At 66.0% G+C, this 15,376-nt stretch carries 11 protein-coding genes; 5 read left to right on the forward strand and 6 right to left on the reverse strand.

The annotated features are described in order from the left end of the window. Positions 1-39: 39 nt before the first annotated feature. The 4 genes from ceoB (at position 40) to ACV229_RS08385 (ending at position 6,054) form a co-directional block, all read left to right on the forward strand. Positions 40-3,225 carry a multidrug efflux RND transporter permease subunit CeoB gene (gene ceoB / locus ACV229_RS08370; RefSeq protein WP_448082642.1) on the forward strand — a complete coding sequence of 1,062 codons (3,186 nt, stop codon included), beginning with the start codon at positions 40-42 and terminating at the stop codon, positions 3,223-3,225. Positions 3,226-3,235: 10 nt separating this feature from the next. Beyond that, positions 3,236-4,771: a multidrug efflux transporter outer membrane subunit OpcM gene (gene opcM, locus ACV229_RS08375; RefSeq protein WP_448082643.1), complete on the forward strand. Its 1,536-nt coding sequence runs from the start codon at positions 3,236-3,238 to the stop codon at positions 4,769-4,771. A gap of 31 nt (positions 4,772-4,802) precedes the next feature. Continuing rightward, positions 4,803-5,015, forward strand: coding sequence for a hypothetical protein (locus tag ACV229_RS08380; protein WP_448082644.1), 213 nt, complete (start codon positions 4,803-4,805; stop codon positions 5,013-5,015). Between the two features lie 547 nt (positions 5,016-5,562). Further along, positions 5,563-6,054: a hypothetical protein gene (locus ACV229_RS08385; protein WP_448082645.1), complete on the forward strand. Its 492-nt coding sequence runs from the start codon at positions 5,563-5,565 to the stop codon at positions 6,052-6,054. A 415-nt stretch (positions 6,055-6,469) separates the two neighbouring features. Here ACV229_RS08385 and ACV229_RS08390 read toward each other — a convergent pair whose 3' ends face one another. The 6 genes from ACV229_RS08390 to ACV229_RS08415 all read right to left on the reverse strand — a co-directional run bounded on the left by ACV229_RS08390 (position 6,470) and on the right by ACV229_RS08415 (position 14,129). Next, complete coding sequence (locus ACV229_RS08390) at positions 6,470-7,366, reverse strand: spherulation-specific family 4 protein (protein WP_448082646.1); 897 nt, start codon at positions 7,364-7,366, stop codon at positions 6,470-6,472. Positions 7,367-7,706: 340 nt separating this feature from the next. Then, entirely contained in the window at positions 7,707-8,561 is an 855-nt protein-coding gene (locus tag ACV229_RS08395) for an alpha/beta fold hydrolase (RefSeq protein ID WP_448082647.1), read from the reverse strand. 317 nt (positions 8,562-8,878) lie between these two features. Continuing rightward, a complete protein-coding gene (locus tag ACV229_RS08400) occupies positions 8,879-9,208 on the reverse strand; it encodes a DUF3579 domain-containing protein (protein ID WP_448082648.1) in 330 nt (109 codons plus the stop codon). Positions 9,209-9,402: 194 nt separating this feature from the next. Continuing rightward, positions 9,403-10,767 carry a sigma-54-dependent transcriptional regulator gene (locus ACV229_RS08405; RefSeq protein ID WP_448082649.1) on the reverse strand — a complete coding sequence of 455 codons (1,365 nt, stop codon included), beginning with the start codon at positions 10,765-10,767 and terminating at the stop codon, positions 9,403-9,405. After that, the gene (locus ACV229_RS08410) at positions 10,757-12,649 is read right to left on the reverse strand and encodes a sensor histidine kinase (protein ID WP_448082650.1); all 1,893 of its coding nucleotides are present in this window, start codon (positions 12,647-12,649) and stop codon (positions 10,757-10,759) included. Before ACV229_RS08410 ends, ACV229_RS08405 begins: the two co-directional genes overlap by 11 nt. 103 nt (positions 12,650-12,752) lie before the next feature. Then, on the reverse strand, positions 12,753-14,129 hold the full coding sequence (locus tag ACV229_RS08415) for a 2-hydroxycarboxylate transporter family protein (protein WP_448082651.1): 1,377 nt from the start codon (positions 14,127-14,129) through the stop codon (positions 12,753-12,755). A 410-nt stretch (positions 14,130-14,539) separates the two neighbouring features. Here ACV229_RS08415 and ACV229_RS08420 point away from each other — a divergent pair, with 410 nt between their 5' ends. Continuing rightward, positions 14,540-15,367, forward strand: coding sequence for a MetQ/NlpA family ABC transporter substrate-binding protein (locus ACV229_RS08420; RefSeq protein ID WP_448082652.1), 828 nt, complete (start codon positions 14,540-14,542; stop codon positions 15,365-15,367). Positions 15,368-15,376 lie beyond the last annotated feature (9 nt).

Genomic DNA, 15,376 nt, shown 5'->3' on the forward strand with positions numbered 1-15,376 from the left:
GCGCGCTACGCATTCGCGTTCAACCAGACAGAGCCATCCATGAACATATCCAAATTCTTTATCGACCGGCCGATTTTCGCGGGCGTGCTATCGGTCATCATCCTGCTCGGCGGGGTGATCGCGATGTTCCTGCTGCCGATTTCCGAGTATCCGGAAGTCGTGCCGCCGTCGGTGATCGTCAAGGCGCAGTATCCGGGTGCGAACCCGAAGGTGATTGCTGAAGCAGTCGCGTCGCCGCTCGAGGAACAGATCAACGGCGTCGAGGACATGCTGTACATGCAGTCGCAGGCGAACAGCGACGGCAACATGACGATCACCGTCACGTTCAAGCTCGGCACCGATCCGGACAAGGCCACGCAGCTCGTTCAGAACCGCGTGAACCAGGCACTGCCGCGCCTGCCGGAAGACGTGCAGCGGCTCGGCATCACGACGGTGAAGAGCTCGCCGACGCTGACGATGGTCGTGCACCTGATCTCGCCCGACAACCGCTACGACATGACGTATCTGCGCAACTACGCGCTGATCAACGTGAAGGACCGGCTGTCGCGGATCCAGGGCGTCGGCCAGGTGCAGCTGTGGGGCTCGGGCGACTACGCGATGCGCGTGTGGCTCGATCCGCAGAAGGTCGCGCAGCGTGGCCTGACCGCGAACGATGTCGTGCAGGCGATCCGCGAGCAGAACGTGCAGGTCGCGGCCGGCGTGATCGGCGCGTCGCCGTCGCTGCCGGGCACGCCGCTGCAGTTGTCGGTGAATGCGCGCGGCCGCCTGCAGAACGAGGACGAGTTCGGCGAGATCGTCGTGAAGACCGCGCCGGACGGCGCCGTCACGCGCCTGCGCGACATCGCGCGCGTCGAACTCGACGCATCCGAGTACGGGCTGCGCTCGCTGCTGGACAACAAGCCGGCGGTCGCGATGGCGATCAACCAGTCGCCGGGCGCGAACTCGCTCGCGATTTCCGACGAAGTGCGCAAGACGATGGCCGAGCTGAAGCAGGACTTCCCGGCGGGCGTCGACTACAAGATCGTGTACGACCCGACGCAGTTCGTGCGTTCGTCGATCAAGGCGGTGATCCATACGCTGCTCGAAGCGATCGCGCTCGTCGTGATCGTCGTGATCGTGTTCCTGCAGACGTGGCGCGCGTCGATCATTCCGCTGATCGCGGTGCCGGTGTCGATCGTCGGCACGTTCTCGCTGCTGCTCGGCTTCGGCTATTCGATCAACGCGCTGTCGCTGTTCGGGATGGTGCTCGCGATCGGGATCGTCGTCGATGATGCGATCGTCGTGGTCGAGAACGTCGAGCGCAACATCGAGAGCGGGATGACCGCGCGGCAGGCGACCTACAAGGCGATGCAGGAAGTGAGCGGGCCGATCATCGCGATCGCGCTGACGCTCGTCGCCGTGTTCGTGCCGCTCGCGTTCATGTCGGGCCTGACGGGCCAGTTCTACAAGCAGTTCGCGATGACGATCGCGATCTCGACGGTGATCTCGGCGTTCAACTCGCTGACGCTGTCGCCGGCGCTGTCCGCGATCCTGCTGAAGGGCCACGGCGACAAGGAAGACTGGCTGACGCGCGTGATGAATCGTGCGCTGGGCGGCTTCTTCAAGCGCTTCAACAAGGTGTTCCATCGCGGCGCGGAGCACTACGGCCACGGCGTGCGCGGCGTGCTGTCGCGCAAGGCGGTGATGCTCGGCGTGTATGTCGTGCTCGTCTGCGCGACGGTGCTCGTGTCGAAGGCGGTGCCGGGCGGCTTCGTGCCTGCGCAGGACAAGGAATACCTGATCGCGTTCGCGCAGCTGCCGAACGGTGCGTCGCTCGACCGCACCGAGAAGGTGATCCGCGACATGGGGTCGATCGCGCTGAAGCAGCCGGGCGTCGAGAGCGCGGTCGCGTTTCCGGGCCTGTCGGTGAACGGCTTCACCAACAGCTCGAGCGCGGGCATCGTGTTCGTCACGCTGAAGCCGTTCTCGGAGCGGCACGGCAAGGCGCTGTCAGCCGGCGCGATCGCGGGTGCGCTGAACCAGCAGTACGCGGGCATCAAGGACTCGTTCGTCGCGGTGTTCCCGCCGCCGCCGGTGCTCGGCCTCGGCACGCTCGGCGGCTTCAAGATGCAGATCGAGGATCGCGGCGCGGTCGGCTACGCGCGACTCGCGGATGCGACCAACGACTTCATCAAGCGCGCGCAGCAGGCGCCTGAACTCGGCCCGCTGTTCACGAGCTACCAGATCAACGTGCCGCAGCTCAATGTCGATCTCGACCGCGTGAAGGCGAAGCAGCTCGGCGTGCCGGTCACCGACGTATTCAACACGATGCAGGTGTACCTCGGCTCGCTGTACGTGAACGACTTCAACCGCTTCGGCCGTGTGTACCAGGTGCGCGTGCAGGCGGATGCGCCGTTCCGCCAGCGCGCGGACGACATCCTGCAGCTGAAGACGCGCAACGACAAGGGCGAGATGGTGCCGCTGTCGTCGCTCGTCACCGTGACGCCGACGTTCGGCCCCGAGATGGTGGTGCGCTACAACGGCTACACGGCGGGCGACATCAACGGCGGCCCGGCGCCCGGCTACTCGTCGGGGCAGGCGCAGGCAGCGGTCGAGCGGATCGCGCACGAAACGCTGCCGCGTGGCGTGAAGTTCGAATGGACCGACCTGACGTACCAGCAGATCATCGCGGGCAACGCAGCGTTCTGGGTGTTCCCGATCAGCGTGCTGCTCGTGTTTCTCGTGCTCGCTGCGCTGTACGAGAGCCTGACGCTGCCGCTCGCGGTGATCCTGATCGTGCCGATGAGCATTCTGTCGGCGTTGACGGGGGTGTGGCTGACGCAAGGCGACAACAACATCTTCACGCAGATCGGCCTGATGGTGCTGGTCGGGTTGTCGGCGAAGAACGCGATCCTGATCGTCGAGTTCGCGCGCGAACTGGAGCACGACGGCAGGACGCCGCTCGAGGCCGCGATCGAGGCGAGCCGGCTGCGGCTGAGGCCGATCCTGATGACGTCGATCGCGTTCATCATGGGCGTCGTGCCGCTCGTCACGTCGACCGGCGCGGGTTCGGAGATGCGGCATGCGATGGGCGTCGCGGTGTTCTTCGGGATGCTCGGCGTGACCCTGTTCGGGCTGATGCTGACGCCGGTGTTCTACGTCGTGCTGCGCACGCTCGCGGGCGGCAAGATTCACGTCGCCGGGAAGGACTCGGCCGGCTACGGGCTGCCGGCTCCGGATGCTTGAGGACAACAAGATGGACAACATGCGAAACAACAACGGCCTGATGCGCATCGCGAAGCTCGCGGCGGCGAGCGGATTGCTCGTGTCGCTGCTCGCCGCGTGCGCGGTCGGCCCCGACTACAAGCGGCCGGACGTCGCGACGCCCGCCGCGTTCAAGGAAGCGCCCGCGCTCGCGCCGGGCGAGCAGGCCGGCACGTGGAAGACAGCCGAACCGTCGGATGCCGCGCTTCGCGGCGAATGGTGGAAGGTGTTCGGCGACCCCGTGCTCGACTCGCTCGAAACGCAGGCGCTTGCTGCAAACCAGAACCTGAAGGCCGCGGCGGCGCGCGTCGAGGAAGCGCGCGCGGCGACGCGCGCCGCGCGCTCGCAGTGGTTCCCGCAGGTCGGCGTCGGCTTCGGGCCGACGCGCGAGGGGCTGTCGTCGGCGTCGCAGTTCCAGCCGCAGGGCACGGGGCCGACGACCGCGACGCTGTGGCGTGCACAGAGCACGGTGTCGTATGAGGCCGACCTGTTCGGCCGCGTCGGCCGCAACGTCGAAGCGTCGCGCGCGGACGAGGCGCAGAGCCAGGCGCTGTTCCGCTCGGTGCAGCTCGCGCTGCAGGCGGACGTCGCGCAGAACTACTTCGAACTGCGCCAGCTCGATTCCGATCAGGACCTGTATCGCCGCACCGTCGATCTGCGTCAGGAAGCGCTGAACCTCGTGCAGCGCCGCTTCAACGAAGGCGACATCAGCGAGCTCGACGTGTCGCGCGCGAAGAACGAACTGGCGACCGCGCAGGCCGATGCGGTCGGCGTCGCGCGCCGCCGCGCGGCATCCGAGCATGCGCTCGCGATCCTGCTCGGCAAGGCGCCCGCGGATTTCACCTTCAAGGAGACGCCGATCGTGCCGGTCGGCGTGAAGATTCCGGCGGGCCTGCCGTCCGCGCTGCTCGAACGGCGGCCCGACGTGTCGGCGGCCGAACGCGCGATGGCGGCGGCGAACGCGCGCGTCGGCCTCGCGAAGTCCGCGTACTTCCCGAAGCTCGACATCACGGGTGCGTTCGGCTATGAGGCGTCGACGCTCGGCAGCCTGTTCATGTGGTCGAGCCGCACGTTCCTGCTCGGGCCGTTCGCGGGCACCGCGCTGACGCTGCCGATCTTCGACGGCGGCCGGCGTGCGGCGGGCGTGCAGCAGGCGCGCGCGCAGTACGACGAGCAGGTCGCGAACTACCGGCAACAGGTGCTCGTCGCGTTCCGCGAGGTCGAGGACAATCTCGCGGACCTGCGTCTGCTCGACGACCAGATCCGCGCGCAGGACGCGGCCGTCAACGCGTCGCGCCGCGCGGCGAAGCTGTCGCGCACGCAGTACCAGGAAGGCGAGGTCAGCTATCTGGACGTGATCGACAGCGAGCGGTCGGTGCTCGTGTCGCAGCTGCAGGCGAATGCGCTGACGGGTACGCAGGCGGTGTCGACCGTCAACCTGATCCGCGCGCTCGGCGGCGGGTGGGGTGACGCGCCGGCTGCGGTCGGCGATGCGGCAAGCGGCAAGGAGGATGTCGCCGCGCGTTGAGTGTGTACGGCGGGCGATGCGTCGCCCGTGAATGATCCTGAAAGAAACCCCGGCACGCGGCGAAGAGCTGCGTAACCGGGGTTTTGTTTCGCCAAATCAATATCAGGATCAGCGTGCCGCGCAACGGATGATCGGTACCGGAAAACGGGCGGCGTGGAACGGTGGTTTGCTCTTCTTTACCCTGGCACTTTTTAATCTGCAAAAACCGACAAAAAAATTGCATTTATGTGAATGTCGTAATTGACATGAAAATATACGGGGCGGATTTTCCGGAAAATCGTCCATTGCCTGTCGGTTTCATATGGCTGACATGGAATGAGCGGAGATGTTTCCATGCGTCGCCCTGTTTTTCGCTGCTGTGCCGCCGACCGTGGCAGGCATGCACGCAGCGTCAAGCATTTCTTCAGTAAGTAATCTATGAATTCGCCGAATGTCGGTGCTATTGGATGAAAAAGGGGTTTACCCGGCGTTGATATGGCGGTGTGGTAAACCTAGATTACTTAACGCACCCTTGCATACGCAAATTCCAATAAAAATTCAAAGAAGATCGCCATGCCGAGCGAGATTGCCGCTCGAGACAGTCGAGAATTGGAATCGGCGCAAGTCACGAACGATCATTTGATGCCTCCCCCGACTCAGATCGTCAGGTACGCCATCGCCCAGGGCGAGCGCCGCAAGCGCTGTCCGAAAGGGCGGCCGAAAATTGGCCAGGATGAATAAGGTGGCGATTTGCAGGGTGTGGCCTTGCTTCAAACGCAGTGGACAGCACGCTTTGATCAATGGAGGATCACATGAATCTCGAGGAGCTTGTTGCGGTCGCAGAAGACGGCCCTTGGTGTGGCACCAAGCCGCCCGGACGTCCACCGATTCCCCGTCCGCATCCCACCGCCTTTGCCTCATTGAGGGTCGTTGAAACACCGCAGCACGAACTGATGTCGCAAGAACTGATTGCCAGCATGTGGCAGGCCATTCAATTGTTCCAGGCGGGTCAGCAATTGGAAACGCTGGACGGCAGCATTGCGGAGTTGGGCGGCACCGTCGAGAGTGCCGCATCCGGCTTCTTCGACGACACGTGCGGCTCGGTGCCGTGGTCCGTCATCCTGTACTGGCTTACTCACAATCCCCCTCCTCCGCCATCGCCATGGCTGCAACTCGTGAGTGCTGCAGTGAGCACGGCGACCATCGCTTCCAGGATCGGCGGCGAAATTGGCGGAGTGATGCTGAATGGCGCGCAGGGGGTTATCAAGGAAAACCTGCCCGGCTATTCGGCCGCAGTACGTTGATCCGTCCAGGGGCGCTTGCGGCCGCCGCACACATGAGGGTGTGTCAACCCGGCATGCGAGATGCAGCGTTTTTTCGATAACATCTGCATTCCTGATTGGATGACGATCGCACTTGATTGTGCGATCGTCCGATGACGTCACGCTCGGCAAGCCCCCTCTATCCCCGCAAATCGACAAAGGCCACTTTCTCACGACGGCGCGTCTTTAGACTGCAACTAACGGTCTAGTTCGCCAGACGCCGGCGAACTGCGGGGCGCCGCGATCGCGACCGGCTCAGATTTCATCGCCGCGGATTGCCGGACGCGGTGACGCGCAAGGCTGGGCAGCCGGTATAACGCGTGTTCGTCGTGGCAACATTGCGCGTCGCGATGTGCGGGCCCGTGTCCGATGCGGTCGGACGCGGGTGCCCTCGCGCTTACTTCGCGGCCGTGCGTGCCGCCGCGTTGGCGGCAGCGACCGCGGAGACTTCCTGCGACCAGTAGGACGGCAGGCCGTTATACGGATTCGGCAGCCTGAGCGACGTGACGAACACGCCGCCCGCGCGATGCGCGGACGCAAATGTGAGGTCGCCGTTCAACTGCCTGGCGCTCGCGTTGTACACGATCGTGATGAAGCGGCTCGCCGGGTAATTCGCTTGCCACGCGGCGGGCGCATAGCTCCCGTAGCTCGATTGCGCGTTTTCGTAGACGACGAAACGGTCCGCGACCGGCAGGCTCGCATAGATTTCCGGAATCTGGGTGCCGGGATTGTTGACGACCTGATAGGCGGCGGACAGGCCCTTGATGTAGTTGTACAGCGATTGGTAGTACTGCACATGTGCGGTGACGGTGTCGCTCGCCATTTCGTCGATGAAGAAGCCGTCGACCGCGTAGAACGCGAGATAGCGGTTGATGTCGGCGGTGACGCTCGTCAGCGGACGGCTCCCGTACGATGTATGCACGTAGGCGATGACCTTGCCGCCTGCCGCGCGGACCTTCGCGATGGCCTGCGTGTAGAGCGGATCGGCGGCGGCGCCCGGGCCGCTGTCGGGATTGAGGATTGCAGTGATCGGGACCGTGGCGGCGTTCGTGGCCAGCGTATTCCACGCGCTTGCGCCGGAGCCGGACGGATAGAAATAGGCGGGGATCACGAGATCCTCGGCCGACGCGGTGCCGGCGTGCGCAAGGCAGCCGATGCTGGCCGCCGCGGCAATCAGCGCGCGCAGGGTGCGCGCGGTGTAGTGCGAGTGCTGCTGTATGCGTCCGGATTCGAGGGCGGGGCGATTCGATGCGCACGGGCGCGACGAGGCTGTTGCGTCGATGCTCAAGCTCATGCGGTTCTCCTGTCTGATCATCGGGCGGAAGCAAAAAAACGACAGACGAATGCAGCGCAGCCGCGCGCCGAGGGTACGACCCGGCGCGACACGTGCAGCGCGGCCGAACGATTCTATATCGACGTGATTGCATGACATCCGGAACCGGCTTCCGTCATTGCTTCCATGACGCAATCCTGAAATAGGCAGGATTCCACATCGTTATCGGAAGATGCGGAACGGATGAAGATCCGTGTGGCGGTTCCATCGCCACGAACGCGAAACGGCCGGCACGCAAGTGCGTGCTGGCCGTTCGTTACCACCTTCGCAGCGATGTGTGCGTTACGGAATCACGTCGCGATTACTTCGCGATGAATTCGTGGACGTACCGGTTGAATGCACCGGGGTTGGCCGCGTTCATCCCGTGCGACGCCCCAGCGACGGTCTCGCGTTGCGCGTTGCCGATCCACTGCGCGAGCGTCTCGACGTTGTTGCGGAACATCTTCGGGCTGCGCTGGCCGTCGATCAGCAGCGTGCGGCAGCGGATCTGCGCGGCCGTGTCGCGCGAATACGCGGGCAGCGGATCGCGCAGCTGCTTCGGCAGCGTGCTCGCGTTGTCGATCGCCATCGTGCGGAAGCGCGTCGTGCTCTTCTTCCACGCGCCGGGGATGCTGACGGAATCGACGAACATCTCGAGCCCCGCATCGACGTCGCCGTTCTCGACGAGGTTCACGGCCTTCGTGCGCAGCGCGAGCGCGGCCGGCGGGAGCTTGGCTTCCTCGGTCACGCCTTCGCGCTGCAGCGGACCGCCCGGATCGGCGAGCGTCAGCGTCGCGACGAGATCGGGACGGTTGCGTGCGACGTTGAACGCAATGCTGCCGCCGCGCGAATGGCCGACGAGGTGCACGGGGCCGAGGTCGAGCGCGTCGATGAATTCGGCGAGCTCGTCGACGTGGGTCTGCCAGCCGAACTCATCCTGGATGCCTGCTTCGACGGCCGGCCAGTAATGGCTGAGACTCGGCGCGATGCAGCGGTAGTGCGCGGACAGCGACGCAAGCTGCGCGTCCCAGTAGCGGTAATCGCAGAGCGATCCATGAACGAACACCATCGGTGCGCCCGTGCCCTTCTCGACGTAAGGCAGGCTGATGCCTGAAGACAGCGTCGCAAATTGCAGGTCGGGGTTCGCGAGCACCGAAGGCTCGATTCGCATGTTCATGACTGAAAAAACTCACAGGTGCGTCATCACGCCGCAACTATGCCCGACGGCAGTGGGTAAGGAAAACGCATAATTCTCATCGTATCGTTCAATTTTTTTGATACCAGCGCCGCAAACCCACGTCATTACAAGGGCCTTTGGCGCGACAGGCTATTTGTCTGAAGGTTTGCAGAAGAGCGAGCGGCCGCATGCGGCGGGCCCGTGAGCCCGGCGTGGCGCGGCCGAGAGGCGGCAGACGTCGCCGGAAGCGAGGACGCGGAGAAGCGGCAGACGTTACCGAAAGCGGGGAGGCGGGGAGATGGGGCGGCGGCCCGCCGTCAGCGGACCGCGATGACGGGCGCGGAGCGTGCGTCGACCGGCAAGTCGTTGTCGCGCGCGAACTGCATCACGAATTCGAATGCATCGGGGCACACGGCCTGCAACTCGTGCGACACGAGCAGGCACTTGGTGCCGCCGTCGACAACTGGCGTCGCGAGCCGCGTCAGCGCGCTCGGGCGATTCGGCTGCTTCTCGCCGACGAACAGCGTAATGACGCCCGCGAGCCGCTCGGGCCAGTCGCTCGGCCGAAACGTCTTGCGCGCATGCGTGATGCCCCTGATCACGAAGCCGTCGACCTGGCCTTCGTCGGTCATGTTGATACGATCCATCCGTGTACGATCCTCGTTCGCGTTCCATCCGCGGCCGCGCCGCGAGCGGCGTGCCGTGTTCGATTTCGATGTTGGGTGTGCGGCGGCGGTGACGGTTCGGCTGCACGACCGGCGTGCGCAAGGCGGGGGCGTGCATGACACCGCCGTGCGCGCCGCGCGCCCGCCGACAGCCGGCAGTGTGCCCGCCGCGAGCGTCAAGGCTCGGTCCCGTCGGCCGTGCCGTCGCCGCGCGCGGGAATCCGCAGGTTGCGCAGCTTGTGATACAGCGTCTTCTTCGGCATCCCGAGTTCGACGCTCGCGTCCGCGACGTTGCCGTTGTGCCGGCGCAGCATGTCCTCGATCAGCATGCGTTCGAAGTACGCGAGCTGTTCCGCGAGCGTGCCGCCCGCAGCCGGCGCGCCGCCGGCCGACAGCAGGCTGTCGCCGGTCAGCCCGAGCACGAAGCGGTCGGCGACGTTCTGCAGTTCGCGCACGTTGCCGGGCCACTGGTGCGTCATCAGTTCGGATACCTGCGCAGCGGACACGACGGGCGCCGGCTGCCCGAAGCGGCGCGCGGCCGCGAGCACGAAGTGCTCGAACAGCAGCGGCACGTCCTCGCGCCGCTCGCGCAGCGGCGGCAGCTCGATCTGCGCGACGTTCAGCCGGTACAGCAGGTCCGCGCGGAACCGGCCGTCGGCCGCGAGCTCGGCGAGGTCCGCCTTCGACGCGGCGACCACGCGGCAATCGACCGGAATCAGCTCGTTCGCGCCGAGCCGCTCGATCACGCGCTCCTGCAGCACGCGCAGCATCTTGATCTGCAGCGGGATCGGCATCGTTTCGATCTCGTCGAGGAACAGCGTGCCGCCGTGCGCCCATTCGATCTTGCCGATGCGTTTCTTGATTGCACCCGTGAACGCGCCGGCCTCGTGGCCGAACAGTTCGCTTTCGAACACCTGTTCCGGCAGCCCGCCGCAGTTCAGCGCGACGAAATGCGCGTCGCGCCGCCCGCCGAAATCATGCAGGCTGCGCGCGATCAGTTCCTTGCCGGTGCCCGTCTCGCCGGTGATCAGCACCGACACCGACGTATCGGCGAGCCGCAGGATCTTCTTGCGGACGTCGGCCATCGCGGGCGACTTGCCGAGCACGAACGCCTCGATGCCCTGCCAGTTGTTGAGCGCCGCGCGCAGGCCCTGCACCTCGAGCGTGAGGCGCCGCTTCTCGACCGCGCGCGCGACGCGCCCTGCGATCACGTCGGACGAGAACGGCTTCTCGATGAAGTCGTATGCGCCGACCTGCATCGCGCCGACGGCCGTCGAGATGTCGGCGTGGCCGCTGATCAGCACGACCGGGATCTGCGAATCGACGGCCATCACGCGCTCGAGCAGCTGCAGCCCGTCGATGCCCGGCATCCGCACGTCGGACACGATCACGATCGGTGCGCCGGGCGCGACGTTCTCGAGCGCGTCGGCCGCCGATGCGTACGCGTTCACCGGAAACCCGGCGAGCGCGACGGCCTGCTCGACGCCGATCCGGACGTTTTCATCGTCCTCGACGACCAGCACCCGAATCTCATCTTCCATGCTCTGTCCTTTGCAGCGTGGCCGCTGCGAAATCGATACTGAACTGCGCGCCGCCGCCGTCACCGTCGTGGCGGTTCGCGGCGGTGATCTTCGCGCCGAACCCTTCGACGATCCGCGACGTGATCGCGAGGCCGAGCCCGAGGCCTTGACCGCGCGGCTTGGTCGTGACGAATGGCTCGAACAGGTGCGCGAGCACCTCCGGCGCGATGCCGGCGCCGCTGTCGGCGATCGTGAACCGCACGCGGCCGTGCGGATCGGGCTCGGCCGCTTCGATGACGATCACGCGCGTGGCGGCGTCGTGGACCGCGTCAAGCGCATTGCCGAGCAGGTTCACGATCACCTGCTGCAGCTGGCTCGATTCGGCATACACGGCCGCACCCGACGGAATCCGCACGTCGAGCCGCACGCCTTCGTCGCGGATCCGTGCTTCGTAGATGAGCCGCGCATGCGCGACCGCTTCGGCGAGCGACACCGCGACGCGCTCGACATCCGGCTTGCGCGCGAACGTCTTCAGCTCGCCGGTCAGCACGGCCATACTGTCGACGAGCCGCCCGATGCGTTCGAGGTTCGCGATCGCCTGCGCGGGCTGGTTGCGTTCGAAGAACGTGCGCGCGTTGTCGCACAGCGTGCGGATCGCGACGAGCGGCTGGTTCAGCTCGTGCGTGAGGCCCGCGGCCATCTGCCCGAGCACCGCGAGCTTGCCTGCATGCACGACTTCCTGCTGCGAATCGCGCAGCCGCTGCTCGGTGCGCTCGCGCTCGACGATCTCCTGCTGCATCCGTTCATTCGCGGCCGTCAGCGCGGCCGTGCGCTGCGCGACGGTGAGTTCGAGCTGATCGTTCGCGCGGCGCAGCGCGTCCTGCGCGTTCAGCCGCGCGGCGATCGTGCGGCGCCGCTGGATCGCGTACGCGGCATAGAGCGCGGCGATCAGGAATGCGGCCGTCACGAACGCGAACGCCATCTGCTGCTGGCGCCGCGCGCCGGCGGTGTCCAGCAGCACCATCAGCGAATCGCCGGCCTGCGGCGCGGGCCGCGACATCACGAGGTAGCGCGCGGTGCGTCCCGCGTGACGGAGGTCGGGGAAGGTGCCGAGCCACGCGGCGGCATTCCAGTCGCCGACGCGGCGATGAGGCAGCACCTCGACCGTGCGTCCCGCGTATTGCCGCGATGCCTGGATCTCGCGCTGTTGCTGCGCGGTGATCGGCCGCAGCGCAGTGAACTTCCATTCGGGTTCGGTCGAGATCACGATCACGCCGTTGCCGTCGACCACCATCGCGGCGACGCCGGGCGCGCGCCACGCCGATTCGAGCGCGTCGACGCTGACCTTGACGGCCGTCGCGCCGAGCGTCACGCCGTCGTTGCGGACCGCGCTCGCGAAGTACAGGCCGGGAATGCCCGTGTTGGTGCCGATCCCGAAGAAGCGGCCGCTGCCGCGCGCGAGCGCGTCCTTGAAGTAAGGGCGGTACGACACATTGGTGCCGACGAAGCTGACCGGCTCGTTCCAGTTGCTCGCGGCAATCACCGAGCCCTGCAGGTCGATCACGTCGGCGGCGCCGCTGCCGGCATCGCGGTTCACGGCCTCGAGGTAGGTGTTGACTGTCTGCAGCAGGCCGGGCGCCGCGTGGGGCGCGGTTTTCAGCAGCGCACGCACGCTGTCCTGGCGCGCGATCAGCGCGGGCATCGTCTCGTAGCGCCCGAGCTCGCTTTTCAGGCTCGCGGCGTACAGGTCGAGCCGGTGCGCGCCGACTTCCTCGAGCCCGTCGATCGCGCGGTCCCACGCGAACTCGACCGCGGCGGCGGTCACGCCGACATACAGCGCGGCCGCGCCTGCCCAGGCCCACCACGCAATTCCCTTGAAACGCTTGCCCACGTTCTCCCTCATCGATGCCCGTCGCCGGCCTGCCGGATGTGCGCGCGCCGCGCGCCGGACGAACCGGCGGCGCGGCGCATTGCACGGCCGTCGCGAGCGGCCGCGCGGCGACCCGTTACCCGAGATGGGCCAGCAGGATCAGCGTGACCGTGACGACGATTGCGCCGCCGATACGCGTCGCGATCTGCGCGAACGGCATCAGCTGCATCCGGTTCGCGGCGGTCAGGATCGCGACGTCGCCGGTGCCGCCCTGCCCGCTGTGGCACGCGTTCACGATGGCCGTGTCGATAGGGTACATCTTCAGCAGGCGGCCGACCACGAAGCCCGTGCCCATCAGCGTCGCGACGGTCGAGACGATCGTGATCACGTTGACGAGCGTGAACGCAGCGGTCAGCTTGTCCCACGGCGTCATCGCGACGCCGATCGCGAACAGCAGCGGATAGGTGACGGCGGTCGAGAAGAACTTGTAGACGACGAACGCGCCTTCCTGCAGCGGCGGCGACACCGCGCGCGCGAGCTTCACGAGCACCGCGAGGAACAGCATCGCGACCGGCGCGGGCAGGCCGAACAGCTTGTGCGCCATCAGGCCGACGAGGTACAGCGTGATCGCGGTGATGCCGGCGCCTGCGATGTGCGTGACGTCGACGTGGCCGCGGATCTCTTCGTTTTCCGGCGTCATGTCGCCGCTTTCGCCCACTTGCAGGCGGCCGTTGCCGGTCAGGTGCGGCATGCGCTTGCCGAGCATGTCGAGCGCGCCCGACAGGATGATCGCGGTCAGGCTGCCGAGCATCACCGGCGGCAGCACCATCGCGAACATCTCGCCTTGCGGCAGGTGCAGGATTTCCGAATAGCCGATCGACAGCGGGATCGCGCCTTCGCCGACGCCGCCTGCCATGATCGGCACGACGATGTACAGCAGCGTGTGCCGCGCGCCGAGTCCGAGCAGCGTGCCGACCGCGGTGCCGACGATCGCGGCGGCGATCGAGCCGGCCGCGAGCGGGATGAAGATCTTCACGAAGCCCTGGATCAGCACGCGCCGGTCCATGCTCAGGATGCTGCCGACGATGATCGACGCGATGAACAGGTACAGGAAGTTCGTCTGCTTCGTGAACTCGACCGTCAGGTTCAGCACGGGCTTCGGCAGCACGTGATAGTAGGTCAGCGCGGACGGCACGAAGGTCGCGAAGATCGCCGCGGCGCCGATGTTGCGCAACAGCGGCAGACGCTTGCCGAGTTCCGCGCAGGTGAAGCCGAAGAACGCGAGCACGGCGATCGCCATCGAGATCTCGCCGGGCACCTTGCCGGTGACCGCGAAGCCGACGATCAGCGCGAGCAGGATGAAGTAGACCGGCAGCGGAATGATGCCGATGCGGATTTCCATCAGCTTCCACCAGCCTTCCGGCCAGAAACGGGTGCGCTCGGGTGCGCCGGTGACGGGGCGGGCCTCGGCAATCGGCTCCGCGTGGATAGGGGTGGGGGTCGAGGTCTGCAAGACGTGTCTCCTTGAATTTGGAATGCCGGCGCCGCGTTGCGGCATCGCATGCCGGGTATTACGCAACGTCCGTGCCAGCGGCGTTGTTGCCGGAGATTTTTGCAACCCTTTGATTTTGATGTCGTTTTTGTTGTCTGACGAAACCAGTGGGACAGCAGTGTTCTGAAACCTCGGAATTCCCGGTTTGGGCAGGCCGAGATTTCAGCCATCCGGGTGGCCGCCGGCGCCGGCCCTCGCAAATCGCTGGCGGCGATTTTCTTCGCAGAATCGCTTCGTAGACCACCCCACGGCCGCTCTCTATCATCGTCTGACATATCCGTTGGCATGACGACCGGTCCGGAGAACGCTCCCGCGTTCGCCGCGGCGTCGCTCATGCGTTGATTTCGTCCCTGGTCTGGAGAGTGGTTTCCATGCTGCATCCCGTTTTTTCTGCCCGGCGCGCCGCGCGTTTCGTGCGACTGGCGGCGGCCGCATTGCTCGGCGCGGCGCTCGTGGCCGGCGCGCGGGCCGAACCCGCGCCGCTGAAGGTCGGCGTGTCGACGACCCCGCAGATCGGCGCGCTGAAGATCGCCGCGAACGAGGCGAAGGCACAGGGGCTCGACGTGAAGATCATCGAGTTCACCGACTGGAATACGCCGAACGCGGCGCTCGCGAACAAGGACATCGACGTCAACTACTTCCAGCACATCCCGTTCCTCGAGAACGCGAAGAAGCAGCGCGGCTACGACTTCGTGTCGATCGCACCGGGCACGATCATGAAGATCGGCCTGTATTCGAAGAAGGTGAAAAGCTTCGGCGAGCTGAAGGATGGCGCGAAGGTCGCGATCGCGAACGATCCCGTCAACGGCGGCCGCGGCTTGCTGCTGCTGCAGCGTGCGGGGCTCATCACGCTGAAGCCGGGCGTCGACTACCGCGCGACGACGCTCGACATCGTGTCCAATCCGAAGCACCTGAAGATCATTGCGCTCGAAGCGTCGCAGCTCGCGCGCGCGCTCGACGACGTCGATCTCGCGCAGGGCTACCCGAGCTTCATCAAGCTCGCGGGCACGACCGATCCGAACAGCGCGCTGCTGTTCGACGGCACCGAGAACAAGAACTACGCACTGCAGTGGGTCGTGCGGCCGGAGAGCGCGAACGATCCGCGCATCCGCAAGTTCATTGCGATCTACCAGCATTCGCCCGCGGTGCGCAAGGCGCTCGACGAAGCGTTCGGCTCGCTGTACGCGATCGCGTGGTGACGGAGGCGC

The organism is Burkholderia sp. MR1-5-21 (assembly GCF_053427715.1).

Excerpts from the sequence above, each read along its gene's own strand:
- opcM (WP_448082643.1), top strand. The coding sequence starts at position 3,236 with ATGGACAACATGCGAAACAACAACGGCCTGATGCGCATCGCGAAGCTC.
- ACV229_RS08385 (WP_448082645.1), top strand. The coding sequence starts at position 5,563 with ATGAATCTCGAGGAGCTTGTTGCGGTCGCAGAAGACGGCCCTTGGTGT.
- ACV229_RS08405 (WP_448082649.1), bottom strand. The coding sequence starts at position 10,767 with ATGGAAGATGAGATTCGGGTGCTGGTCGTCGAGGACGATGAAAACGTC.
- ACV229_RS08380 (WP_448082644.1), top strand. The coding sequence starts at position 4,803 with ATGATCCTGAAAGAAACCCCGGCACGCGGCGAAGAGCTGCGTAACCGG.
- ACV229_RS08395 (WP_448082647.1), bottom strand. The coding sequence starts at position 8,561 with ATGAACATGCGAATCGAGCCTTCGGTGCTCGCGAACCCCGACCTGCAA.
- ceoB (WP_448082642.1), top strand. The coding sequence starts at position 40 with ATGAACATATCCAAATTCTTTATCGACCGGCCGATTTTCGCGGGCGTG.
- ACV229_RS08420 (WP_448082652.1), top strand. The coding sequence starts at position 14,540 with ATGCTGCATCCCGTTTTTTCTGCCCGGCGCGCCGCGCGTTTCGTGCGA.
- ACV229_RS08400 (WP_448082648.1), bottom strand. The coding sequence starts at position 9,208 with ATGGATCGTATCAACATGACCGACGAAGGCCAGGTCGACGGCTTCGTG.
- ACV229_RS08390 (WP_448082646.1), bottom strand. The coding sequence starts at position 7,366 with ATGAGCTTGAGCATCGACGCAACAGCCTCGTCGCGCCCGTGCGCATCG.
- ACV229_RS08410 (WP_448082650.1), bottom strand. The coding sequence starts at position 12,649 with ATGAGGGAGAACGTGGGCAAGCGTTTCAAGGGAATTGCGTGGTGGGCC.